The organism is Rhizobium sp. CFBP 13726 (assembly GCF_014841925.1).
Lineage (GTDB): Bacteria > Pseudomonadota > Alphaproteobacteria > Rhizobiales > Rhizobiaceae > Neorhizobium > Neorhizobium soli.
In genome coordinates, this window is sequence record NZ_JACYUU010000001.1 from 43,738 (window position 1) to 66,345 (window position 22,608).

At 61.5% G+C, this 22,608-nt stretch carries 22 protein-coding genes; 10 read left to right on the plus strand and 12 right to left on the minus strand.

What is annotated here, in order from left to right; translation table 11 throughout:
* Nucleotides 1–12: 12 nt before the first annotated feature.
* Both IFT66_RS00215 and IFT66_RS00220 read right to left on the minus strand, forming a co-directional pair.
* Complete coding sequence (locus IFT66_RS00215) at nucleotides 13–1,521, minus strand: inorganic phosphate transporter (protein ID WP_192077096.1); 1,509 nt, start codon at nucleotides 1,519–1,521, stop codon at nucleotides 13–15.
* A 41-nt stretch (nucleotides 1,522–1,562) separates the two neighbouring features.
* The gene (locus tag IFT66_RS00220; RefSeq protein ID WP_174195683.1) at nucleotides 1,563–2,069 is read right to left on the minus strand and encodes an NUDIX hydrolase; all 507 of its coding nucleotides are present in this window, start codon (nucleotides 2,067–2,069) and stop codon (nucleotides 1,563–1,565) included.
* Nucleotides 2,070–2,361: 292 nt separating this feature from the next.
* Between IFT66_RS00220 and IFT66_RS00225 the strand changes: the two genes are divergently transcribed.
* The 3 genes from IFT66_RS00225 (at nucleotide 2,362) to glcF (ending at nucleotide 6,428) form a co-directional block, all read left to right on the plus strand.
* Nucleotides 2,362–3,795 carry an FAD-linked oxidase C-terminal domain-containing protein gene (locus IFT66_RS00225; RefSeq protein WP_192076472.1) on the plus strand — a complete coding sequence of 478 codons (1,434 nt, stop codon included), beginning with the start codon at nucleotides 2,362–2,364 and terminating at the stop codon, nucleotides 3,793–3,795.
* Between the two features lie 40 nt (nucleotides 3,796–3,835).
* On the plus strand, nucleotides 3,836–5,032 hold the full coding sequence (locus IFT66_RS00230) for an FAD-binding protein (RefSeq protein ID WP_192076473.1): 1,197 nt from the start codon (nucleotides 3,836–3,838) through the stop codon (nucleotides 5,030–5,032).
* A 79-nt stretch (nucleotides 5,033–5,111) separates the two neighbouring features.
* Nucleotides 5,112–6,428, plus strand: a complete 1,317-nt coding sequence (glcF, locus tag IFT66_RS00235) for a glycolate oxidase subunit GlcF (protein ID WP_192076474.1) — start codon at nucleotides 5,112–5,114, stop codon at nucleotides 6,426–6,428.
* Between the two features lie 204 nt (nucleotides 6,429–6,632).
* On the opposite strand, the gene IFT66_RS00240 is transcribed toward glcF, so the two are convergent.
* Together IFT66_RS00240 and IFT66_RS00245 are read right to left on the minus strand one after the other, a co-directional pair.
* Nucleotides 6,633–7,334 (minus strand): L,D-transpeptidase, encoded by a 702-nt coding sequence (locus IFT66_RS00240; protein ID WP_249406315.1) that lies wholly within the window; start codon nucleotides 7,332–7,334, stop codon nucleotides 6,633–6,635.
* A gap of 149 nt (nucleotides 7,335–7,483) precedes the next feature.
* On the minus strand, nucleotides 7,484–8,278 hold the full coding sequence (locus IFT66_RS00245; protein WP_192076475.1) for a L,D-transpeptidase: 795 nt from the start codon (nucleotides 8,276–8,278) through the stop codon (nucleotides 7,484–7,486).
* Between the two features lie 188 nt (nucleotides 8,279–8,466).
* On the opposite strand from IFT66_RS00245, the gene IFT66_RS00250 reads away from it, so the two are divergent.
* A complete protein-coding gene (locus IFT66_RS00250) occupies nucleotides 8,467–9,108 on the plus strand; it encodes a DNA-3-methyladenine glycosylase I (protein ID WP_062453729.1) in 642 nt (213 codons plus the stop codon).
* Here IFT66_RS00250 and IFT66_RS00255 read toward each other — a convergent pair.
* Genes IFT66_RS00255 through relB form a run of 4 tightly spaced genes read right to left on the minus strand, consistent with a single transcriptional unit; the run spans nucleotide 9,095 to nucleotide 11,293 of the window.
* Entirely contained in the window at nucleotides 9,095–9,799 is a 705-nt protein-coding gene (locus IFT66_RS00255) for an HAD family hydrolase (protein ID WP_062453728.1), read from the minus strand. The genes IFT66_RS00250 and IFT66_RS00255 overlap by 14 nt on opposite strands.
* 60 nt (nucleotides 9,800–9,859) lie before the next feature.
* Nucleotides 9,860–10,234 (minus strand): CopM family metallochaperone, encoded by a 375-nt coding sequence (gene copM, locus IFT66_RS00260; protein WP_425503198.1) that lies wholly within the window; start codon nucleotides 10,232–10,234, stop codon nucleotides 9,860–9,862.
* Between the two features lie 39 nt (nucleotides 10,235–10,273).
* The gene (locus tag IFT66_RS00265) at nucleotides 10,274–11,026 is read right to left on the minus strand and encodes a hypothetical protein (protein WP_192076476.1); all 753 of its coding nucleotides are present in this window, start codon (nucleotides 11,024–11,026) and stop codon (nucleotides 10,274–10,276) included.
* A gap of 33 nt (nucleotides 11,027–11,059) precedes the next feature.
* Entirely contained in the window at nucleotides 11,060–11,293 is a 234-nt protein-coding gene (relB, locus tag IFT66_RS00270; protein ID WP_192076477.1) for a type II toxin-antitoxin system RelB family antitoxin, read from the minus strand.
* 147 nt (nucleotides 11,294–11,440) lie between these two features.
* Between relB and hisS the strand changes: the two genes are divergently transcribed.
* The 4 genes from hisS (at nucleotide 11,441) to IFT66_RS00290 (ending at nucleotide 15,681) form a co-directional block, all read left to right on the plus strand.
* Entirely contained in the window at nucleotides 11,441–13,054 is a 1,614-nt protein-coding gene (gene hisS / locus IFT66_RS00275) for a histidine--tRNA ligase (protein ID WP_192076478.1), read from the plus strand.
* Between the two features lie 199 nt (nucleotides 13,055–13,253).
* Entirely contained in the window at nucleotides 13,254–14,369 is a 1,116-nt protein-coding gene (locus tag IFT66_RS00280) for an ATP phosphoribosyltransferase regulatory subunit (protein ID WP_192076479.1), read from the plus strand.
* Nucleotides 14,369–15,064, plus strand: coding sequence for an ATP phosphoribosyltransferase (gene hisG, locus IFT66_RS00285; RefSeq protein WP_192076480.1), 696 nt, complete (start codon nucleotides 14,369–14,371; stop codon nucleotides 15,062–15,064). The genes IFT66_RS00280 and hisG overlap by 1 nt, the downstream gene beginning before the upstream one ends.
* Nucleotides 15,064–15,681 carry a class I SAM-dependent DNA methyltransferase gene (locus IFT66_RS00290; RefSeq protein ID WP_062579301.1) on the plus strand — a complete coding sequence of 206 codons (618 nt, stop codon included), beginning with the start codon at nucleotides 15,064–15,066 and terminating at the stop codon, nucleotides 15,679–15,681. The genes hisG and IFT66_RS00290 overlap by 1 nt, the downstream gene beginning before the upstream one ends.
* A gap of 71 nt (nucleotides 15,682–15,752) precedes the next feature.
* Here the strand turns inward: IFT66_RS00290 and IFT66_RS00295 are convergent, their stop codons facing one another.
* A complete protein-coding gene (locus IFT66_RS00295; RefSeq protein ID WP_062453720.1) occupies nucleotides 15,753–16,199 on the minus strand; it encodes a DoxX family protein in 447 nt (148 codons plus the stop codon).
* 267 nt (nucleotides 16,200–16,466) lie between these two features.
* On the opposite strand from IFT66_RS00295, the gene IFT66_RS00300 reads away from it, so the two are divergent.
* Nucleotides 16,467–16,787 carry a hypothetical protein gene (locus IFT66_RS00300; protein ID WP_192076481.1) on the plus strand — a complete coding sequence of 107 codons (321 nt, stop codon included), beginning with the start codon at nucleotides 16,467–16,469 and terminating at the stop codon, nucleotides 16,785–16,787.
* Nucleotides 16,788–16,905: 118 nt separating this feature from the next.
* Here IFT66_RS00300 and IFT66_RS00305 read toward each other — a convergent pair whose 3' ends face one another.
* The 3 genes from IFT66_RS00305 to groES all read right to left on the minus strand — a co-directional run bounded on the left by IFT66_RS00305 (nucleotide 16,906) and on the right by groES (nucleotide 21,082).
* Nucleotides 16,906–18,840, minus strand: a complete 1,935-nt coding sequence (locus tag IFT66_RS00305) for a methyl-accepting chemotaxis protein (protein ID WP_062579302.1) — start codon at nucleotides 18,838–18,840, stop codon at nucleotides 16,906–16,908.
* 239 nt (nucleotides 18,841–19,079) lie between these two features.
* Nucleotides 19,080–20,726 (minus strand): chaperonin GroEL, encoded by a 1,647-nt coding sequence (gene groL / locus IFT66_RS00310; RefSeq protein ID WP_192076482.1) that lies wholly within the window; start codon nucleotides 20,724–20,726, stop codon nucleotides 19,080–19,082.
* 59 nt (nucleotides 20,727–20,785) lie between these two features.
* Nucleotides 20,786–21,082 (minus strand): co-chaperone GroES, encoded by a 297-nt coding sequence (gene groES, locus IFT66_RS00315; protein ID WP_062453716.1) that lies wholly within the window; start codon nucleotides 21,080–21,082, stop codon nucleotides 20,786–20,788.
* 158 nt (nucleotides 21,083–21,240) lie between these two features.
* Here groES and chrA point away from each other — a divergent pair, with 158 nt between their 5' ends.
* Nucleotides 21,241–22,590: a chromate efflux transporter gene (chrA, locus tag IFT66_RS00320; RefSeq protein ID WP_192076483.1), complete on the plus strand. Its 1,350-nt coding sequence runs from the start codon at nucleotides 21,241–21,243 to the stop codon at nucleotides 22,588–22,590.
* The last annotated feature ends 18 nt before the right edge of the window (nucleotides 22,591–22,608 follow it).

A 22,608-nucleotide genomic window follows, 5' to 3' on the forward strand; every position in this document is an offset into this window, starting at 1 on the left:
AACTCTCAAAACTCAGACGAACAGCGCGAAGATAACCGTCGCGACCAGCGCGGAAAGCGCAGCCGATGCGGGCAGCGTAATCATCCAGGCGGCGATGATCGACAGGAAATGCGAGCGGCGCACCAGAAAACGGCGTTTCACCTCGTTCTCGTCGTGCTCGTACTCCTGACCGACATCCGGATCCTTGCCGGCCCTGACCCGCATATACTCGTAACGGCGGCGTGAATGGCGCGTGTACCATTCGCGGAAAAACCCGACGCCGAACACGGCGCCGACCGCAATATGCGTGGAAGACACAGGCAGACCGACCCAGGACGCGACGATCACCGTCAGCGCCGTCGAAGACGAGACGCAATAGGCGCGCATCGGATTGAGCTTGGTGATCTCGGCACCCACCAGCCGCACGAGTTTCGGCCCGTAGAGCAAAAGGCCGAGCGAGATACCAAGGCCGCCGATCACCAGTTCCCACAGCGGTATGCCGACAGGTGCGGACACGCCGCCGCGCTGCGCTGCCGCGACGATCGCCGCCAGCGGACCGATCGCGTTCGACACGTCATTGGCACCATGCGCGAACGACATCAGCGCCGCCGCGAACACCAGCGGAATGCGAAACAGCTTGCGCAGCGACTGGTTGCGGTTCTCCAGTCCGCGCGACTGTCTGGCGATGACAGGGATGACCAGTCGCCAGACGGCAAGACCCGTGACCAGCGTGATGGCGGTCGCGGTTAACTTCGAAACAGCCATCAGCTGCCCGAGACCGACAAGCGACAGATAACCCGCGAAGGCACCGGCCATCAGGCCGATCAGGATCGGCACCCATGTCCGCGCAGAGGCGATCTTGTCCTCGCGGTAGATGATGGTTTCCTTGATCAGGAACAGCAGGCCGGCGGCAATCGTGGCGCCAAGCAGCGGTGACAGGACCCAGCTTGCGGTAATACCGCCGACGGTCGCCCAGTCGATGGCCGAGAAACCAGCCGCCGCGATGCCTGCACCCATCACGCTGCCGACGATCGAATGGGTGGTAGAGATCGGCGCACCGAGCCATGTGGCGATATTGATCAGCACGGCGGCGGAAAGCAGTGCCGCCATCATCGCCCAGATCATCACGTTCGGATCGGTGATTACGCCGGCACGCATGATGTTGTTGGCGATCGTACCGGCAACGCTGCCGCCGGCAATCACCGCGCCGGCGATTTCGAACACTGCCGCCAACGCCAGGCCGAACGCCATCGTCATCGCGCGCGCGCCGACCGCGGCACCGATATTGTTGGTAACGTCGTTGGCGCCGATATTCATCGCCATGTAGGCCGCAAGCGCAGAGGCCGCGATCACCACCACAGCACCCGGATGTCCGGTCACATAGGAAGCGGCAAAGATCGCCACCAGCACGATGAACAACAGCGCTGCACCGGGTGCTGCAAGCCCGCGCGACGTCTGCCGCGCGGCATCTTCCACCGAGGAGAGCTTTTCAAGATCCTTGTCGAGCGTCGGCTTGGCCAGACGCGGCCGCGTTTGGCCCATCATTTATTCCAGTATACGATTTTGGTTGGTCGAGCGGACTGTCAGCCTGCGGCCTTGATCGGCACCGTTGAACGAAGCGGATCCATTTTTTCGGCAAACCGCAGGAAGAGAATTTTCAGTTCCGGCTCGTTGACGCGGTTGGCCGCTTCCTCGCAGGAGACCCATTCCAGCTTCCGGGATCCTTTTTCCGGAAAATTCTTCAGGCAATCGGCAACTTCCAGTGCGTGAACCTGCACGCGCACCAGCACTTTCAGGCCGCTGTCGAGGGTCTTGCGGTAGTGGAAGAAGCCAAGCGCGTCCTTCTCGACCTTACCCTTGACGCCCACTTCCTCGTAAGCCTCGCGTTCGGCTACCTGATGCGCCTTCTTGTCCTTCATCGGCCATCCCTTGGGAATGACCCAACGCCCCGTATCGCGGCTTGTGGCGACCAGAACTTCCAGCTGCGTCCGCTTCTTCGTCAGGCGATAGCACAACGCGGCATACTGCTGTCGCGCAGGGCGCTGCAGCATCAAACGAAGATTGCCGGTCAGTCGGTCCATCAAGCCCAATTTCGAAACGCCTCCAAAAAATGTATGTTGCTAATATAATGCTTGCGCCGGGCTTAACGAGCAAAAGAGGATTATTTTAGGAGAATCATCTCTAAAGGCGCATTCTCCATTCTGAAGCCGGCTACTGTTGCGTCAACGTCTATTTTGCGCGGACCGCGCTTTGTACGCTGATAATGTCGAGAGCGGATCTGTGGTTTATGCGTGGGCAACCCGCATTCGAGTTGATGTGCGACACCGTCATGGCATACGCTGTAACGAGATAGAGAAAGCCACGCGTTCTGAGGAGGAGGCCATGGCCGAGGCAATCGCATTCCTGCCGCCACGCGCGTCCGTCCTGTCGCGGCGGGATAACATCGTGACCGATCTTGCCCGTCTCGTACCGGCGGACTGTCTCATCCACGAAGAACGCGAACTCGCACCGTTCGAGACCGACGCCTTCATCTCCTATCGGCGCGTCCCGCTTGCCGTCGTCCTTCCACGCACCACGGCGCAGATTGCGGCTGTGATGAAATACTGCCATCGCCACGCCATTCCGGTCGTTGCAAGGGGGGCGGGAACCTCGCTTTCGGGTGGGGCCATTCCGCAGGAGGATGCGGTCGTTCTAGGCCTTTCCAAGATGTCGCGGGTGCTGGAAGTGGACTACAGCAATCGCACCGCCACCGTGCAGGCCGGCGTCACCAATCTCAGCATTTCGGAGACGGTCGGCATCGACGGGTTTTTCTATGCGCCGGACCCGAGTTCGCAGCTCGCCTGCACGATCGGCGGCAATATCGGCATGAATTCCGGCGGCGCCCACTGCCTGAAATACGGCGTCACCACCAACAACCTGCTCGGCGTCCGGATGGTGCTTGTCGATGGCACGGTGATCGAGCTTGGCGGCAAGCATCTGGATGCCGCAGGTTACGATCTTCTCGGCCTCGTCTGCGGCTCGGAAGGCCAGCTCGGCATCGTCACCGAGGCGACGGTGCGCCTGATTGCCAAACCGGAGGGCGCGCGCCCGGTCCTGTTCGGGTTCGATAGCTCGGAAGAGGCGGGAGCCTGCGTCGCCGATATCATCGGCTCCGGCATCATTCCGGTGGCGATCGAGTTCATGGACAAACCGGCGATCGAGATCTGCGAGGCGTTCGCCAAGGCCGGCTATCCGCTGGATGTCGCAGCGCTCCTGATCGTCGAGGTGGAGGGGTCGGAAGCGGAGATGGACGCGACGCTCAAAGATATCGTCGAGATCGCCCGAAGGCATCAGGTCAAGACCGTGCGCGAATGCCAGTCGGCCACCGAGGCGGCGCTGATCTGGAAAGGCCGCAAATCGGCCTTCGGCGCAACCGGCCGCATCGCCGACTATATCTGCATGGATGGCACGGTGCCGCTCGGCAAACTCTCCTATGTGCTCGAAAAGACCGCCGAAATCGTCGAACGCTTCGGCCTGCGCGTGGCAAACGTGTTTCATGCCGGCGACGGCAACATGCATCCGCTGATCCTGTTCAATGCCAACGACCCTGATGAAGCGATGAAGGCGGAGGAAGCCGGCAACGAGATCCTGAAACTCTGCGTCGATGCCGGCGGCTGCCTCACCGGCGAACATGGTGTCGGCATCGAAAAGCGCGACCTGATGCGGCATCAGTTCACGCAAGCTGAACTCGACCAGCAGATGGCAATCCGCTCAGCCTTCGACGAGCAATGGATACTGAACCCGTCCAAGGTGTTTCCGCTCGAGGGGCGGAGGTGAATGTCATGATCTCCAACACCGTGCGTGAAGTGGGTTTCCCTTGCTGATACCCCATTCCGAAACCGATGCCGCCTATGTCATCCGCAGCGCCCTGGCCGACGGCCGGAAATTCAACCTGTGCGGTGGCAACACCCGCTCGGGCTTCGGCAATGCCACCGAGGGCGCCGAGCCCCTGTCGTCGCGCGGCCTGACCGGCATCGTCGACTATGATCCGGCCGAAATGGTGATGACCGTCAAAGCCGGCACACCGGTCGCCGAGGTGGAAGCGGCCCTTGCCGCAAACCGCCAGATGATGGCCTTCGAGCCCATGGATCACCGCGGCATCATGGGTACATCAGGAGAGCCGACGATCGGCGGCGTGTTTGCCGCCAACGCCTCAGGTCCGCGCCGCTTCGTGGCAGGGGCGGCGAGGGACAGTCTTCTCGGCATCCGGTTCGTCAACGGCAACGGCGAACTGCTGCGCGCCGGCGGGCGGGTGATGAAAAACGTCACCGGCCTCGATCTGGTCAAGCTTCTCGCCGGTTCGCACGGCACGCTGGGCTTTCTGACGGAAGTGACGTTTCGCGTGCTTCCGGTGCCGCAGACGGTTGAAACCATCGTCATATCAGGCCTCGACGACGAGACGGCCGCAAAGGCGATGGCGGCGGCCATGGCGCTGCCGGTCGAGGTCTCCGGCGCCGCGCATCTGCCGCAGACCGTGCGGGCCCGGTTTATCGATGGTGCCTTGCCCGAGAACGAAGCAACCGTCCTGCGTCTCGAAGGTCTCGCGGCCTCCGTCGCGGTGCGCGCCGAAAAGCTGGTCGCCGTGATGCAGGCCTTCGGTCCGGTCACAAGGCTCGGCATGGAACAAAGCCTGCCGCTCTGGCGCGAGATCCGCGACGTCCACCCCTATGCCGACGGCGCCGGTCGGCCCCTCTGGCGCGTCTCGATGGCGCCGATGGCCGGCTGTCAGCTGGTGGCCGCCCTTCGCATGGAGGCAGCCGTCGATGCCTATTACGACTGGCAGGGCGGGCTGGTCTGGATACAGATGGAGGCAGATCCCGAAGCCGACTTCCTGCGCGGCTACATCCGCGCTCTTGGGGGAGGCCACGCGACCCTCATCCGCGCTCCGAACGCTACAAGGGCCGCGACCCCGTCGTTCGAGCCGGTCCCCGATGCCGTGGCTGCACTCTCGGCGCGGGTAAAACAGAAACTCGACCCGGCCGGGATCTTCTCGCCGGGCAAGATGGGGTGGTGATCATGAGACCATCATCGGTATCGAGGTCCTGCGCCGCCTGCGGCAGGCGGGGCCAAGTTGACAGGGAAGAAGCGCACTGATGCAGACCTCCTTCACCCCCGAACAACTGCTCGACCCGCATGTGGCGGAGTCCGAAAAGATCCTGCGCCGCTGCGTTCATTGCGGCTTTTGCACCGCCACCTGTCCCACCTATGTGACGCTGGGCGATGAGCTCGACAGCCCGCGCGGCCGGATCTATCTCATCAAGGACATGCTGGAAAACGATCGGGCAGCCGATGAGCAAGTCGTCACCCATATCGATCGCTGTCTGTCCTGCCTCTCCTGCGTCACCACCTGTCCCTCCGGCGTCGACTATATGCATCTGGTCGATCACGCCCGCATCCATATCGAAAACACCTATCGCCGGCCGCTTGCCGATCGGCTGATCCGCAGCCTGCTGGCCGCGGTCCTTCCCTATCCCGCACGGTTCAGGACAGCACTGGCGCTGGCAAGGCTCGGCCGGCCATTTGCGCCGTTGTTGAAACGCATCAAGCCGCTTCGGCCCCTCGCAGCCATGCTGGAACTTGCGCCGAGAGCCGCCCCACCGGCCGGATCAGCCCCCGCGGTATCGCAGATGCCGCAAGCGCAACACCGCGGGCGTGTCGCAATCCTCTCCGGTTGCGCCCAGCCGGTGCTCGATCCCGGCATCAATGCCGCGACACACCGGCTGCTGTCGCGCCTCGGCGTCGAGGTCGTCAGCCCGCAAGGCGAAGGCTGCTGCGGCGCTCTTGTGCATCACATGGGGCGCGAGGAACAGGCGCTGGATTTCGCCCGCGGTAATGTCGATGTCTGGACCCGCGAAATCGAGAAGGGCGGTCTCGATGCGATCATCATCACCACCTCCGGCTGCGGCACCACGATCAAGGATTACGGCCACATGCTGCGGCTGGACCAGGCCTATGCGGAGAAGGCAGCAACAGTCTCGGCGCTCGCAAAGGACATCACCGAATACCTGTTCACGCTTGATCTTGCCAAGCTGGAGCCGAAAAAGCTCACCGTCACCTATCATTCCGCCTGTTCAATGCAGCACGGCCAGAAGATCGTCGCAGCCCCGAAGCAGCTTCTGAAGGCAGCAGGCTTTACCGTCCGCGATCCCGCAGAAGGCCACCTCTGCTGCGGATCGGCCGGGACCTACAATATCTTGCAGCCGGAAATTTCAGGCCAGTTGAAGGCGCGCAAGGTCAGGAATATTGAGGCGACGAAGCCGGATGTGATCGCGACCGGCAATATCGGCTGCATCACCCAGATCGCGTCTGGAACAGCCATCCCGATCGTCCACACGGTGGAACTGCTGGACTGGGCCTATGGCGGGCCCGAACCGGCAAAGCTCGCGAGAAAGGCAAAGGCACTCGTCTAGGCGAGGCTGGCCGATCTTACCCTAAAAGGCGACATGGTCGTCTGATTGCCGCCGGCACCGCCCACTCTCCACCCTCATCCCTGTGCTTGTCACAGGGATTGAGCAGCGTCGCGTCCGCGATGCGGAAGAGTCTTTTTGTCCGTTAACCTAGACCGACCGCATTCCTGTGACGCGCACAGGAATGCGAGAAGAGATGCCTAACAATCAGCCGCCGAAGATGGTGCGGAAAATGTCGAGGCCGCGGTCTTCGAAGGCGACGTCGCCCGGTTTGCTGCCGGGGCCGATGACGACCACCTTGGAGCCGACAGCAGCGCGCGCGTAAAGATGCTCCACATCCTTGTTCATCATGCGGATGCAGCCGGACGAGAGGTTGAGGCCGATCGTCCAGGGCTGGTTGGTGCCGTGGATGCGGAAGATCGTGTCACGGCCGCCCTTGTAGAGATACATGGCGCGGGCGCCGAGCGGGTTTTCCGGGCCGCCCTGCATGACGACGGGCAGCTTGATGCCGCGGCGGGCCTCACGGGCGCGCATTTCGGCAGGGGGCGTCCAGGTCGGCCATTCCGACTTGCGGCCGATCGAAACCAAGCCCGACCAGCCGAAGCCTTCGCGACCGACGCCGATCCCGTAGCGGGTAGCGCGGTTGTTGCCCTCGACGTAGTAGAGAAACTTGTTGTTCGTATCGACGATGATCGTGCCCGGCGCTTCATTGGTGGCGAACCGAACCTTCCGGCGCTGGAATTTCTCCGGCACCGTGCGGTTGCGCACCGAAGGCGCCACGTCGCTGGCGGTCGTCTGCGGCCGCGCCGAACTGGAGCTCTGCGCTGAGGCTGCGTGGGTCGAAGCATCCACTGCCAGAATCGAAACCATCATGCCGGCCACGGCAAACAGCATTTTACCCGATTTCATCCTTACCCCCTGGTATTTTCGTCTTGAACTGCAGGAAAACATGTCCCGACCCATCGCCCGCGGCAAGATGAGACGAGGTGAATATACACGGGCGCTCAACGATCGCCGAAGCCACCGTGGCCATATGGCCACAGCAGCCGCGATGGCGCTTACATCACGATGACTTTGGTGCCGACATCAACACGACCGTAGAGGTCTGTCACGTCCTCGTTGCGCATGCGGATACAGCCGGAGGAGACGGCGCTGCCGATCGTCCAGGGCGCATTCGTGCCGTGGATACGGTAGAGCGTCGAGCCGAGATACATGGCGCGGGCGCCGAGCGGGTTTTCCGGTCCGCCATCCATGCGGGCGGGAAGGTAGTGGCCCTTGGCGGCCTCGCGGCTGATCATTTCCTGCGGCGGGATCCAGCTCGGCCATTCGGCCTTGCGGGTCACCTTGTGTTCGCCGGCCCATTCGAAGCCCGGCTTGCCGACGCCGACGCCGTAGCGCCGGGCCTGGCCGTCCGCCATCACGAGATAGAGGAAGCGGCTGTTCGTATCGATGACGAGCGTGCCCGGCTTTTCCTTGGTGTCATAGGCCACCATCTGCGGCAGGAACTGCGGATCGATGCGGCTGCGGACCGGCGCGTTGGGCCTCATGGCGACCTGTTGCGCTCTCGGCTGACCGCGATCGAATATGCCACGGCGCACCGGCCGCGGCTGGGCCTGCTCGCGGTATATCACCCGCGGCTGTGCGGTCTGCTGCCGGTCGTTCTGCGGCTGGCGATATTGGCGCATGGTTGCTGCCGATCGTCCATTCGGTCCGGCAAGCTGCATCACCCACGGAGCGGCAAGATCCGGGCTGACGATGACCGGCGGGCGGTCGCCGTAGCGGTCGTTTGCCAAAGCTGTGTTGCAAAGCGCGGTCGTCAGGCCTAGGGCCAGAAGCAGGGTCTTCGTCGTCATCGGTTCCACGTCCACTCGTTTACGGATCTGGCGGCCATGGTGAATGGCACGTCAAAGCGTTTGGTAAACGGGTGGGGTGTTCGGCGCTGGAATTCGCATAAAGCTTTTGGCAGGGTTACCGGCCCGTGTGTAAACATGGTTGCCGCAAGCTGAAGACCTGTCAGACTGACGTTAAGGATTGGATTGTCATGGTTTGGGAGAAGCAAGTGGCGGGCATCATCACGAGCGAAGATGGGAAGGGCCGCTGCTTCTGGCACGGCGGTCTCGAAGACTACCGCCGCTATCATGACGAGGAATGGGGCCGGCCGATGGCCGACGATATCAGGCTGTTCGAAAAGATCTGCCTCGAAGGCTTCCAGTCCGGTCTCTCGTGGCTGACGATCCTGCGCAAGCGCGAGAATTTCCGCGCAGCCTTCGCAGGCTTCGATTTCGACACCGTGGCGCAGTTCGGTCCAGACGATGTCGAACGACTGGTGCTCGATGCGGGCATCATCCGCCATCGCGGCAAGATCGTGTCCACCATCAACAATGCCAAGCGCGCCGTCGAGATGCGCGATGAGTTTGGCACCCTCGCCAAATTCTTCTGGAGTTTCGAACCTCGCGAGGAAGACCGACCCGCGATCATGGATCTCGCCACGCTGTGCGCCAACCCCACGACGCCAGTCTCCGTCACACTGTCCAAGGTGCTCAAGAAGCGCGGCTGGACCTTCGTTGGCCCGACAACCGTCTATGCCTTCATGCAGGCCATGGGCCTCGTCAACGATCATTTCGAGGGCTGTTTCTGCCAGCCGGAGGTCGCGCAGGCACGGCTGAATTTCAAACGGCCATGACTTCGGTAAGGACCCGCTGCAACTCGCCAAGGTTCTCGATCTTGCGGAAACGCGGCGCTTCGGTCGGCGCGTCCACATGTTCCAGGACCCAGGTCAGGGCATGCGGCACGTAAACGCCCCAGGATCCCGCGGCGATGGCCGGCACGATATCCGACTTGAGCGAGTTGCCCACCATCATCGCCCGTTCAGGCCCGTCGGCCAATTTTTGGAAAATGCGCCGATAGGTGGTGGCAGTCTTGTCCGAAACGATCTCCACCGCGTCGAAGAAATCGCCGAGGCCCGATTGTGCCAGCTTGCGTTCCTGGTCGAACAGGTCGCCCTTGGTAATCAGCACCAGCAGATAATGGCCGTTCAGCGATCTTAGCGTTTCTTCCACATGCGGCAGCGCCTCGACCGGGTGGCGCAGCAGCTCCCGGCCGATATCGAGGATTTCGCCGATGGTGCGGGATGGTACGTTGCCGTCCGTCACTTCGATCGCGGTTTCGATCATCGACAGGGTAAAGCCCTTGATGCCGAAACCATAATATCCGAGATTGCGCTTCTCGGCCTCCAGCAGTCGCGCGGAAATATCCGCGCCATCGCCAAAATCGCCAAGCAGCTTTTGGAAGTGCCGTTCCGTCAGGCGGTAGTATTGTTCGTTCTGCCAGAGCGTGTCGTCGGCATCAAAACCGATTGCGGTAATCGGGCGCATGTCACTAGCCTCCAGACCGTCAAGATACGGAAGGATGCGACGTTGGACAAGCTTCGAAGCTTACTGTCCCTTCGCCTTCAGCCATGCCTGCATCTCGGCAATTTCCTTTTCCTGCGCCTTGATGATCTCTTCAGCCAGCTTGCGCAGGTCAGGGGCCTTGCCGTGTTCCAGCTCGACCTTGGCCATGTCGATCGCGCCTTGGTGGTGAGCGATCATGCCGCGCGCGAAATCGACATCTGCATCGCCGGAATAGTTCAGCGACATGTCGCTGTGCATTTTTGCAGCCGCATCCTTGTAGGCCTTCGTAGACGGGCTTGTGTCCGTCTGTCCCTGCGGCTTTGTCGAGGAATGGTCATGCCCCTTCATGTCCTGCGCAACGGCCAGGCTGAAGGAAAGGGCAAGAACGGCGGCGGCGATGGGGAGCGTGCGTGTCATCATGCACCGAAGCTAAAACGCGGGTTCGCGCAAATCAAGCTACCGCGCGATCACATCATGGACAGCCTGATACTCACGGCCAAGTTCGCCATAGGGCGCGACCGGCCAGGACCAGGCTCGGACCGCCTGCGGCGGCGTAACGCCGGCCAGAAGATCCGTTGTCTCCAGAACCTCTCCCTGCCGATCGACAATTCTATAGGCGGTATCGGTCAACAGGATCTGGCGGCAGGGCAGGGCGGAGATCCCGTCCAGATGCGCGCTGACAAGCTTGGCAACGATGGCATCCGGCTCCGGGTGCCTCATCTCCTCGAGCTGCCGCCTCGCACCGACGCCGATCTGAGACAGGATGTTGGCCGAGACGACCAGATCGAGATACGGCACCTGCCGCAGAAACGCCAAAGGCTCCGGCACGTCGCCGGCAAGTGCCTTGTCGAGATCGGAGAGATTGCGCGAAATCAGCCGCACATTCCGGTATCTGCGCGCAAGCATCCGCAGCCGCACGGAGGCGAGATGCACCAGATCGACCAGCACGACCGTATCGAAACCCTTCGCAAGATCATTGATCGGCACGTCGCGCAACAGACCGGAGCCAAGCACGACGACGGTCCGCCGCTGCTTCATGTCCGCAATAGTCTCGCGAATGAACGTCTTGCAATTCTCCTCATGCGGTGCCCAGGCGTCGGCGCAACGTCTGGCACGCGACCAGAGATTGACCGAGGATCGGATGAATGGCCGAAATTCGGATGACGTGACCGGCAGGGTCGCGGTGTAATGAAGCGCTTCGAGGATCATGGGTGAGCGATAGAGGCCTGGCTGCCAGTTCTGTCAACCATTCAGGCCAAGCTCGCGTTCGAGTTGTTCCATCGAATACGTGCCTGATTTGCCATTTCGGACTTCTTCAAGATACGCTTCAGCGACGGCAGCATCGTGGAGATCTTCGAGATGCTTGTGGAGAACCTGAGCAATATATGCGTCGGTATCAAAGCCATGCAGATCGGCATAGCGCCTCAAGAGGCGATGCATCGGTTGCGGGATTTCGATCGTGACGCGCTTGTCCATGGCCGTAACCCCTGTGGTGGCGCAATATATACCACTGCTCTGGCCTGATCGCCAGCCGCCGCCCTTGCCGCTCCGGCTGTCATCCTCTAAGAAACCGCACACTAATCCGGCCTTTCCCGAAGGCCCGAAGGCAATGGAATATCGATCATGAGCGACAAACAAAAAAAGCCCCAGAAACTGAAGGCCCGCCTGCCGCGGGGCTTTGTCGATCGTTCGAGCGCCGATATCCACGCCACCAACGAAATGGTCGGAAAAATCCGCGAGGTCTACGAACGCTACGGCTTCGATCCGCTCGAGACGCCGCTGTTCGAATATACCGATGCGCTCGGCAAGTTCCTGCCCGACAGCGACCGCCCCAACGAGGGCGTCTTCTCGCTGCAGGACGACGACGAACAGTGGATGTCGCTGCGCTACGATCTGACCGCGCCGCTCGCCCGCCACGTCGCGGAAAACTTCAACGAGATCCAGCTGCCGTTCCGCACCTACCGCGCCGGCTACGTGTTCCGCAACGAAAAGCCAGGCCCCGGCCGCTTCCGCCAGTTCATGCAGTTCGACGCCGATACGGTCGGCGCACCCGGCGTCCAGGCCGATGCCGAAATGTGCATGATGATGGCCGATACGATGGAAGCGCTGGGCATCAAGCGCGGCGATTACGTGATCCGGGTAAACAACCGCAAGGTTCTGGATGGCGTCATGGAGGCGATCGGCCTCGGTGGCGACGACAAGGCCGGCCAGCGGCTGAACGTGCTGCGCGCAATCGACAAGCTCGACAAGTTTGGTGTTGAAGGCGTGCGGCTACTTCTAGGCGCCGGCCGCAAGGATGAGAGTGGCGACTTCACCAAGGGCGCGGGTCTCAACGAGGAGCAGCAGAATGGCATCCTCGGATACGTCATGTCATCCCAAGGCCTTGCACAAGAGGAGGATCGAACTTTCCGTGAGGATGACGTCACTTTGACGGTTAAGTTCGATGATGCGACTTATCATCCCAGGGTCGGCAATGGCCTGACGCTCGAGAAGCTTCAAGGTCTTTTCACGGAAAGCAATCTGTTCCAGCAAGGCCTCGAAGAGTTGCGAATGATGAATGGCATCTTTGCCGCCTCGGGCTATGTAGTTGATCGCATCAAAATCGACCCATCCGTCGTCCGCGGCCTCGAATACTACACCGGCCCGGTCTTCGAAGCCGAACTCACCTTCGACGTCACCAACGAAAAGGGCGAAAAAGTCGTCTTCGGTTCGGTCGGCGGCGGTGGTCGTTACGATGGTCTCGTGTCGCGCTTCATGGGCCAGCCGGTGCCGGCCACCGGTTTCTCCATCGGCGTCTCGCGGCTGCTGACGGCGCTGAAGAACCTTGGCAAGCTCGGCCAGGATGAGGTGGTCGCACCCGTCCTCGTCACCGTCATGGATGGTGATGTCGAGAGCATGGGACGCTACCAGAAATTCACGCAGGATCTCCGCCAAGCCGGCATTCGCGCTGAAATGTACCAGGGCAACTGGAAGAAATTCGGCAACCAGCTGAAATATGCCGACCGCAGAGGCTGCCCGATCGCCATCATCCAGGGCGGCGACGAGCGCGCCGAGGGTGTCGTGCAGCTGAAGGACCTGTTCGAGGGCAAGCGCCTCTCCGGCGAGATCACTGACAATGCCGAATGGCGCGAAGCCCGCGTCGCGCAGGATACGGTCGCAGAAGCCGATCTCGTCGCCAAGGTGCAGGAAATCCTGGCAGCCCAGGCCGAAGATCGCAGGCGGGCGAAGGGCGTATGATGTCTGTGCCGGTGGCTTTTCCCCTCCCCAACCCTCCCCACAAGGGGGAGGGAGCGCGTTGGTGCGTGACGCCGGCGTCGGATCTCCTGCTGCGCCTCGCTGGTGAGATCGGCGATTGCCGCGGGTCTTCTCCCCCCCCGTGGGGGAGATGGGCGGCAGCCCAGAGGGGGACTTTCTCCCCTACCGCAGGAGCCGTCCCATGCCGCTGATCAACATGCCCGAATTCTCCGGCCGCCTGCTCGATGAATTTGCCGGTCGCGGTGCGGCCCGCATCGATACGCCGGTGATCCAGCCGGCAGCACCCTTTCTCGACATGGCCGGCGAGGATCTTCGCCGCCGCATCTTCCTCACCGAAAGCGAGCGAGGCGAAAGCCTGTGTCTGCGGCCGGAATTCACCATTCCCGTCTGCCTGCGCCATATCGAGACCGCCACCGGCACGCCGCGGCGCTATTGCTATCTCGGCGAAGTGTTTCGCCAGCGGCGTGACGGCGACAACGAGTTCTATCAGGCCGGCATCGAGGATCTCGGCGAAAAGAACGTCGCAAGCGCCGATGCCCGGGCCGTCACCGATGCGGTCGAAATCATCGCGAGCCTGCTTCCCGGTCGCGCGCTCACGATCACGCTCGGAGACCAGACCGTGTTCGAAGCGGTCGTGCGCTCGCTCGGCCTGCCGCTCGGCTGGCAGAAGCGGCTGATCCAGGCATTTGGCAACACGGCGCTTCTGAAGCAACTGCTGCTGACTCTCGCCACCCCGCAGCCGGTCGCAGGCCTGTCGCCGGAACTTGCCGATCTCTTGCGCAAGGACGAGGCGGCGCTGATCGACCATATTGACCGGACCATGCAGGACACCGGCTATTCCACCAATGCCAGCCGCTCGCCGCGCGAGATTGCCGCACGGTTGACGGAAAAGCTGGCGCTCGCCGAAACCCGGCTGGATGGCGCGGCACTTCTTCTGCTGAGCGAGTTCCTGTCGCTGGAACTGCCGCTTTCCGAAGCGGCCGCTGCCCTTGCCGGTTTTGCCGATGCCGCAGGCCTGTCGTTCGGCCATGCGCTTGGCGAATTCGAAGCCCGCGTTGCAGCACTTCAGGATCTCGGCATGGACCCGTCGCGCATCACATACCGTGCCGCCTTCGGTCGTCCGCTCGATTATTACACCGGCCTCGTCTTCGAGGTCACGCAAAAGGGGTCGGACGCGGTTCTCGTCGGCGGCGGTCGCTTCGATCGGCTGCTGACGCTGCTCGGCGCCGTGGACGATATTCCGGCCGTCGGCTTTTCGCTGTGGCTCGACCGGATCGAACAGGCGAGGGCGCGCTGATGACCATTACCATCGCTTTGCCCTCCAAGGGCCGCATGAAGGACGACGCTTCGGCGATCTTCGAGCGCGCCGGCCTTCCCATCGTCGCCGTCGGCAATGATCGCTCCTATCGCGGCCGCGTCGAAGGCCATGAGGATATCGAGATCGCCTTTCTCTCGGCCTCCGAGATCGCCCGTGAACTCGGCGCCGGCGCCGTCGATTTCGGCGTCACCGGCGAGGATCTCGTGCGCGAAGGCCTGGTCGATGCAGACAGGCAGGTCGAGATCGTCGCCCGCCTCGGTTTCGGCCATGCGGATGTGGTCGTCGCCGTTCCGGAGATCTGGCTCGACGTCGATACCATGGCCGATCTCGGCGATGTCGCCGCAGATTTTCGCGCGCGTCACGGTCGGCGGTTGCAGATCGCCACGAAATACTGGCGGCTCACCCAGCAGCATTTCTCGTCGCAGCACGGCATTCAGCTTTACCGTATTGTCGAAAGCCTCGGCGCCACGGAAGGCGCACCAGCAGCGGGCCAGGCGGATATCATCGTCGATATTACCTCGACCGGCTCGACACTGCGCGCCAACCACCTGAAGATCCTGTCGGATGGCGTCATCCTCAAGTCGCAGGCCTGTTTGGTGAGAGCGCGCAAATCCGCGCATGAGGGCGATCCGCGCATCGCGCATATCGTCGACGCCGTGCGCAACGCGCTCTGATGGCCGGCGAAGACGCCAATATCATCGGGCTTTACGAACGCCACGCAGCTGCCTTCGACAAGCTGCGCGGCAAGACCCTGTTCGAACGACCATGGCTCGACAGGTTCGCGGCCACCATGCCGCCGCGCGGTCACGTGCTCGATCTCGGCTGCGGTGCAGCGGAACCGATCGCGGCCGACCTCATCCGCCGCAATCTTCGCCTCACCGGCGTCGATACATCGGAAACGCTGATCGGGCTTGCCCGCGAACGGTTTCCGGGCCGCGCCTGGATCGTTGCCGACATGCGCAAGTTCTACCAGCCGACCAAGTTCGATGGCATCATCGCCTGGCACAGCTTCTTCCACCTCAACCCGCAGGACCAGCGCGCCATGTTCCCGCGCTTTGCAGCACTCGCTGGCCCCGGTGCGGCGCTGATGTTTACCGCCGGCCATTTCGAAGGAGAGGCGATGGGGGAGTTCGGCGGTGAACCGCTTTACCACGCCAGCCTGTCACCGGAGGAATACGAAGCGCTCCTTACAAAAAACGGCTTCGAGGTGCTGGCAAGCGTCGCCCAGGATCCGCAATGCGGTGGCGCAACCGTCTGGCTGGCAAAGAACATCCGCCGCCGGACATCATAGCAATTCCAGAATAAAAAAATGCCCACCAGTCAGTTGACTGGCGGGCCTTCATGGCAGGGAACGCTCAAAGGTTAGGCAGCGATTGCGACCTTACCGCGGCGAGCGTCGACCGAGTAGAGACCGGGGCCGTAGGTAGCGAGCAGGATGTAGGCGCCGGCAAGGGTCACGTTCTTCATCAGCATGATGCCGTTGAGCGTGTTGATCCAGCCGAGAGCGGCATCCGGCCAGCCGGGAACGGCAACGGTGCCCGAATGGAACATCACGCCGGTGAAGATGCAGAACAGGGCGATGGCCCAGCCGGCGATCTTGGTCTGGAAGCCGACGAGAACGGCAAGGCCGGCAACGAATTCGAACAGGCCGGCGAGATAGGCAAGGGCGGTTGCAGCCGGCATGCCGGCGCCTGCGATCATGCCGGCAGTGCCTGCAGGATCGGCCAGCTTGCCGAAGCCGGCAAAGATGAACATGAACGACAGAAGAATGCGTGCGACGAGAATGATGATGTTGTTGGTGCTGGACATGGGAAGTCTCCGGGTTGCGGCGCTGGATCTTTCTCCCCGCCGCGTGTGAATTCTTGAACCGGACATTACCCCTTTCTGCCAAACGCGAAAGATGAACGATCGGAGACTGTTTGTCTCATAAAAGTGAACGATCACGGCCATTTTAGAATGTGCAAAAAACCGCATATGCAAGCGAAGGTGAACGCAACCTTCAGCCGGGGTTCACCGTTTGGCACCTACCATCGTGTCGTTCTCACATTGAGTTCGACCTCGAACTAGGAGGAAGATATGAAGAAGATCGCCATCACCACGCTCGCACTCGTCATGGCGTCTGCATTTGCAGTGCCGAGCTTTGCGCAGACATACCGCAGCGAAAGCCGCGAAAACCGGCAGGAAAACCGGATCTACCGCGGTGCCGTCACCGGCAAACTGACGCCGCAGGAGCTTCGCAACATCGCTCGCCAGCAGAACCGCATCGATCGCGCCCAGAACCGCGCAGCCCGCGATGGCGTGATCACCCCGCGCGAGCGCCGCGAGATCGAGCGCCGCCAGAACAACGCGTCGCGCAACATCTACCGCAAGAACAACAACGGCCGCACGCTGTACTAAGCCGAGCGGCACTTGAAATGACCCTTCACCGTCCGGCTCTGCCGGGCGGTTTTTTTATGGGCGCGAAACAAAAAAAGGCGGCCCGAAGACCGCCCTTTCGGTTCGTCAATGTGGTCAATCAGAACTCTTCCCAGTTAGAGGCGGCTGGCGCTAGCGAACCGAAGGCCGACGCAACCTTCTTGGCGAGGGTGCGTGCCGGCGAGGGGGTGGCGCGGGCGGTTGCGTGATCGGCAACGCGCACCGATGCGGACATCCCGCGGTCGCCTTCGGTGTTGAACCGGCCGACGAGCTCGCGCAGGCGCTGGGCTTCCTGGGCAAGCGCAGCGCTTGCCGCCGTTGCTTCTTCCACCATCGCGGCGTTCTGCTGGGTTACCTGGTCCATCTGGTTGACGGCAACATTGACTTCCGACAGGCCGACCGACTGTTCCTTTGCGGACGTGGCAATCGCATCGAGCTGCGAATTGATCGCCACCACATGATTCTGGATCACCTGAAGCGCAGTGCCTGTGGCGCTCACCAGTTCGACGCCATTCTTGACTTCGGACGCCGAGTTCCGGATCAGGTCCTTGATCTCCTTTGCCGCCTGCGCTGAGCGCTGCGCGAGCTCGCGTACTTCCTGGGCAACCACCGCAAAGCCCTTGCCGGCTTCACCGGCGCGCGCCGCCTCAACGCCCGCATTGAGGGCGAGAAGGTTGGTCTGGAAGGCGATTTCGTCGATCACGCCGATGATGTTGGAGATCTGCGAGGACGACTGTTCGATCCGCTGCATCGCATCGACCGCTTTTGCAACGACGGCGCCGGACTGGGCAGCCGATTGATTGGCTTCGATCGCCATCGACCGGGCTTCCTCCGTGCGGCTGGTGGAGGTGCTGACATTGGCCGTGATCTGGTCGAGCGCTGCAGCTGTCTCTTCGAGCGAGGCGGCCTGCTGTTCGGTACGTTTCGACAGGTCGCCGGCGCTCTGGCTGAGTTCGCGGGATCCGCCGTCGATCGCGTTGGTGGCGTTGGCGACGGAGTGGAGCGTGTCGCGCAGCTTGGCGACCGAGTCGTTGAAATCCGCTCGCAAGCCTTCGAAGTCTGCGGCGAAAGCCCGGTCCAATTGGAAGGTCAGGTCTCCGGCCGAGAGCCGCTTGAGGCCTTCCGCCAGACCATTGGTCGCCTCGGCCATCGCCTCGCTGCGTTGGCGTTCGCTCTCCGCGTTGCGGACACGGTCCGCTTCCTGGGTCGTACGGTTCAGCTCGGCTTCATGCTCCATTTCCTTGCTGCGCAGAGCATTGTCCTTGAACACCTGCAAGGCCTTGGCCATGCTGCCGACCTCGTCGCGGCGGTCCGCGCCGGCCACCAGCGCCGACAGATCCCCGTTTGCAAGGGTCAGCATCGTGCGCTGCAAGTGCTGGATGGGTCGTGCAAGCCAGGCACGGATCAGGAAGAAGCCTGCGACGAGCACGAGGGCGAGACCTCCGATAACAGCCCCGAAAGTGGCGTAGATGGTTGTCTTCGCACTGGCGCTGAGATTTTCGCTTTCCTGATTTGCAGCTGTCATCACTTCGTCGGTCACCACCGTGAGTTTTTCGGTAACGGCCGCAAACTTCGGCTTGCAGTCCCTCATGAAGGCTTCCTGAGACGCCAGCACGGCAGCCTCGTCCGTGGCCTGAGCTGCGGCCTGAACCACAGGGCCGCAAGCGTCATTGAGAACGCTCAAACCTTCCGCCTTGATCGGCGCCAGCTTGGCATTAGCGGGAAGGGCCGCCATCGCCTTGTCCATCCAGCCACCAAAAGAGGATTTGGCTTTTTCAAACGCCGCAAGATTGCTCGCGTTCTCTGCGTCAGTGCGCGACACAAGCAGGTCGCCAACGGCAGCGTGCCCGGTCTGCATGTAGCGATTGGCGCGTGCAATTGCCAAAGTTGCCAGACTTTCCTGCTGGAGAAGCCCGCCATACTCGCTATCCAGCGTTCGAATGCTGTTGCTGCTGTAGAAGGCAGTTGCGACGACGAATATGCCGAAGAACGACATGAGCGTCAGAAATTTACCGATCAAAGATACGTGCTTCATGGCAACCTGCGCGTTGGTGTTTGATTAAGCGCAGTTAATGTGAAGTTGCTTAGAAGAGCGTCACTGCCGAATTACTATTTTATACGAATAAAAATTATCAGTCCTTGTCGTTCGGTAAGTTCAGAGGGGGAAATGCTATGCATGCTGTATGCCTCAATAGCAGAAAGGGCGCCGGTTGCCCGACGCCCTTTCCGAAACACTGAACCTGAAGGATCAGATGTGCAGACCTTACGGCCTGATCACATCATGTCCATTCCGCCCATGCCGCCCATTCCGCCGCCGCCCATGCCGCCGCCAGCCGATTCCTTCTTAGGAAGTTCGGCAATCATGGCTTCGGTGGTGATCAGCAGCGAAGCAACCGAAGCTGCGTTCTGCAGAGCCGTGCGAACGACCTTGACCGGATCGACGATACCCATGGCGATCATGTCGCCATATTCCGACGTCTGGGCGTTGTAGCCGAAGTTGTCGCTGTTGCCGTCGAGGATCTTGCCGACAACGATCGAAGCTTCGTCACCAGCGTTGGTTGCGATCTGGCGAACCAGCGACTGCAGCGCCTTGCGGACGATGTTGATGCCGGCTTCCTGGTCGTCGTTCGCGCCCTTGGACGTGATCTTGGTCGAAGCGCGCAGGAGTGCGGTACCGCCGCCTGGGACGATGCCTTCCTGAACGGCAGCGCGCGTCGCGTTGAGCGCGTCGTCGATGCGGTCCTTGCGTTCCTTGACTTCGATTTCCGTGGAGCCGCCGACGCGGATAACGGCAACGCCGCCAGCGAGCTTGGCAAGACGTTCCTGCAGCTTTTCGCGGTCATAGTCCGAAGATGTTTCTTCGATCTGTGCCTTGATCTGTGCAACGCGGCCTTCGATGTCGGTCTTCTGACCGGCGCCGTCGACGATCGTCGTATTTTCCTTGGTGATCGAAACCTTCTTCGAACGGCCGAGCATGTCGAGCGTTACGGTTTCGAGCTTGATGCCGAGGTCTTCGGAGATGACAGTGCCGCCCGTTAGGATGGCGATGTCTTCCAGCATGGCCTTGCGGCGATCGCCGAAGCCAGGAGCCTTGACGGCAGCAATCTTCAGGCCGCCACGCAGCTTGTTGACGACGAGCGTTGCAAGAGCTTCGCCTTCGACGTCTTCAGCGATGATGAGGAGCGGCTTGCCGGTCTGAACGACAGCTTCGAGAACAGGCAGCATGGCCTGAAGGTTCGAAAGCTTCTTTTCGTGCAGAAGGATGTAAGCGTCGTCGAGATCGGCGACCATCTTTTCCGGGTTGGTCACGAAGTAAGGCGACAGGTAGCCGCGGTCGAACTGCATGCCTTCGACGACTTCGAGTTCGGTTTCAGCGGTCTTGGCTTCTTCGACGGTGATAACACCTTCGTTGCCGACCTTCTGCATGGCTTCAGCAATGTCACGGCCGACCTGTGCGTCGCCGTTTGCCGAAATCGTGCCGACCTGTGCAACTTCTTCCGAAGTCGAGATCTTCTTGGCGTTGGCCTGGAGATCCTTGACGACTTCTGCAACGGCGAGATCGATGCCGCGCTTCAGGTCCATCGGGTTCATGCCGGCTGCAACGGCCTTGTTGCCTTCGCGAACGATGGCCTGTGCAAGAACGGTAGCAGTCGTGGTGCCGTCGCCGGCGATGTCGTTGGTCTTCGAAGCAACTTCGCGGACCATCTGGGCGCCCATGTTTTCGAACTTGTCTTCAAGTTCGATTTCCTTGGCGACCGAAACACCGTCCTTGGTGATGCGCGGAGCGCCGAAGGACTTGTCGATGATGACGTTACGACCCTTTGGGCCGAGCGTGACCTTCACTGCGTCAGCGAGGATATCGACGCCGTGAAGCATCTTTTCGCGCGCGGTGCGGCCAAACTTGATTTCTTTAGCTGCCATGTTGGGAACTCCTGAAAAGGGGTGTCAGCAAATATTGGAAGAAGAGCAGTCGGCTAAAATCAGCCGATGATGCCCATGATGTCGGCTTCCTTCATGATCAGAAGGTCGACGCCATCGAGCTTGACTTCGGTGCCCGACCACTTGCCGAACAGAACGCGGTCGCCGACCTTGACGTCGAGTGCAACCTGCTTGCCGCTTTCGTCGCGGGCGCCAGGACCAACGGCGATGATTTCGCCTTCAGCTGGCTTTTCCTTGGCGGTATCGGGAATGATGATGCCGCCCTTGGTCTTTTCTTCAGACTCGACGCGCTTGACTACAACGCGGTCGTGCAGGGGGCGAAAATTGGTGCTTGTCATTGTCTAATCCCTCGATCAAATGACATGGACGGGTCTCAAGGACCCGCGGAGTGACGTTTAGCACTCATCTATCGAGAGTGCTAACGAGACCCGAGATAAGGATGGCTGCGAGCTGAGTCAAGAACGGGCTTGAAAAATTCAGGGCTCAGGGAGCGGCCATGCAGAATACGCTTAACGACAAAAACCCGGGCCCGGCGCCGAGCTTTCGTGAGCTCATAGGCGTGTTTGCCCGGATCGGAGCCCTCAGTTTCGGAGGGCCTGCCGGACAGATCGGCATGATGCACAAGACTTTGGTGGAAGAAAGACGCTGGCTCTCGGAAGAGCGGTTTCTGCACGCCCTCAACTACTGCATGCTGCTGCCCGGTCCGGAAGCGCAGCAACTGGCAACCTATATCGGCTGGCTGCTGTTCGGCGTGCGCGGCGGTATCGTTTCGGGCCTGCTTTTCGTGCTTCCCGGCCTTGCAATCATTCTGGGGCTTTCGGCAGCTTATGTCCTCTATCAGGATGCGACGTGGCTGGCCGGCCTGTTCTTCGGCCTGAAAGCCGCCGTCCTTGCGATCGTGGTGGAAGCCGTGATCCGCCTCGGGCGCCGCACGCTAAAAACCACTTTTCTGCGTGGTGTCGCGGCCGCCGCCTTCATCGCCCTGTTCTTCTTCAGTCTGCCGTTTCCGCTCGTCGTGTTTGCGGCCGGTCTCGCAGGCTATCTGATGACGCGGGCAGGGGGGCAGCAACCGCAAGACAGCGTCGCCAAAGAGGACAGTCCTCCCTGCGCGAAAACACCTGGTATCGCCCGCACGATCGCGACGCTTTCATTCTGGATCCTCGTCTGGCAGTCGCCTGTCCTGGTGCTCTGGGCCTTCGGTGCGCCGGAAAGCCTGTCCAGCCTGTTCGGCTTCTTCTCCAAGATGGCACTGGTCACCTTCGGCGGCGCCTATGCGGTTCTGGCCTATGTGGCGCAGGTCGCAGTGGCCGATTACGGCTGGCTGAAGCCGGGCGAGATGCTCGACGGTCTGGCACTTGCCGAAACCACGCCGGGCCCGCTCGTGCTGGTTCTGTCCTTCGTCGGCTTTCTCGTCGGTTTCCGCGAAGCCTCCGGTCTCGGCCCCGTCACGGGCGGGATTGTCGGCGGCCTGCTTGTCGCCTGGGCAACCTTCGTGCCGAGCTTCGTCTTCATCTTTGCGGGCGCCCCCTTGATCGAGCGCTTGCGCGGCAACGCCCTTTTATCGGGCGCGCTGTCTGCCATCACCGCCGCGGTCGTCGGCGTCATCCTCAACCTCGCAATCTGGTTCGGCCTGCACGTTCTGTTCAAGGAAGTTCGCCACGTCGATCTCTTCGCGCCAGCAGGATTTGGCCTCTCCGTCCCGGTCTGGTCCAGCCTCGATCCTGTCGCGCTCGTGCTTTTCGCAGCCTCCGCCGTCATGCTGTTCGTCCTGAAGCTCGGCATGGTGCCGGTGCTCGCCATCAGCGCGGCGGCGGGTTTTGTCGCCCAGATCGTCCTGATCCGGTGAGGATCGGACCATTGCAAA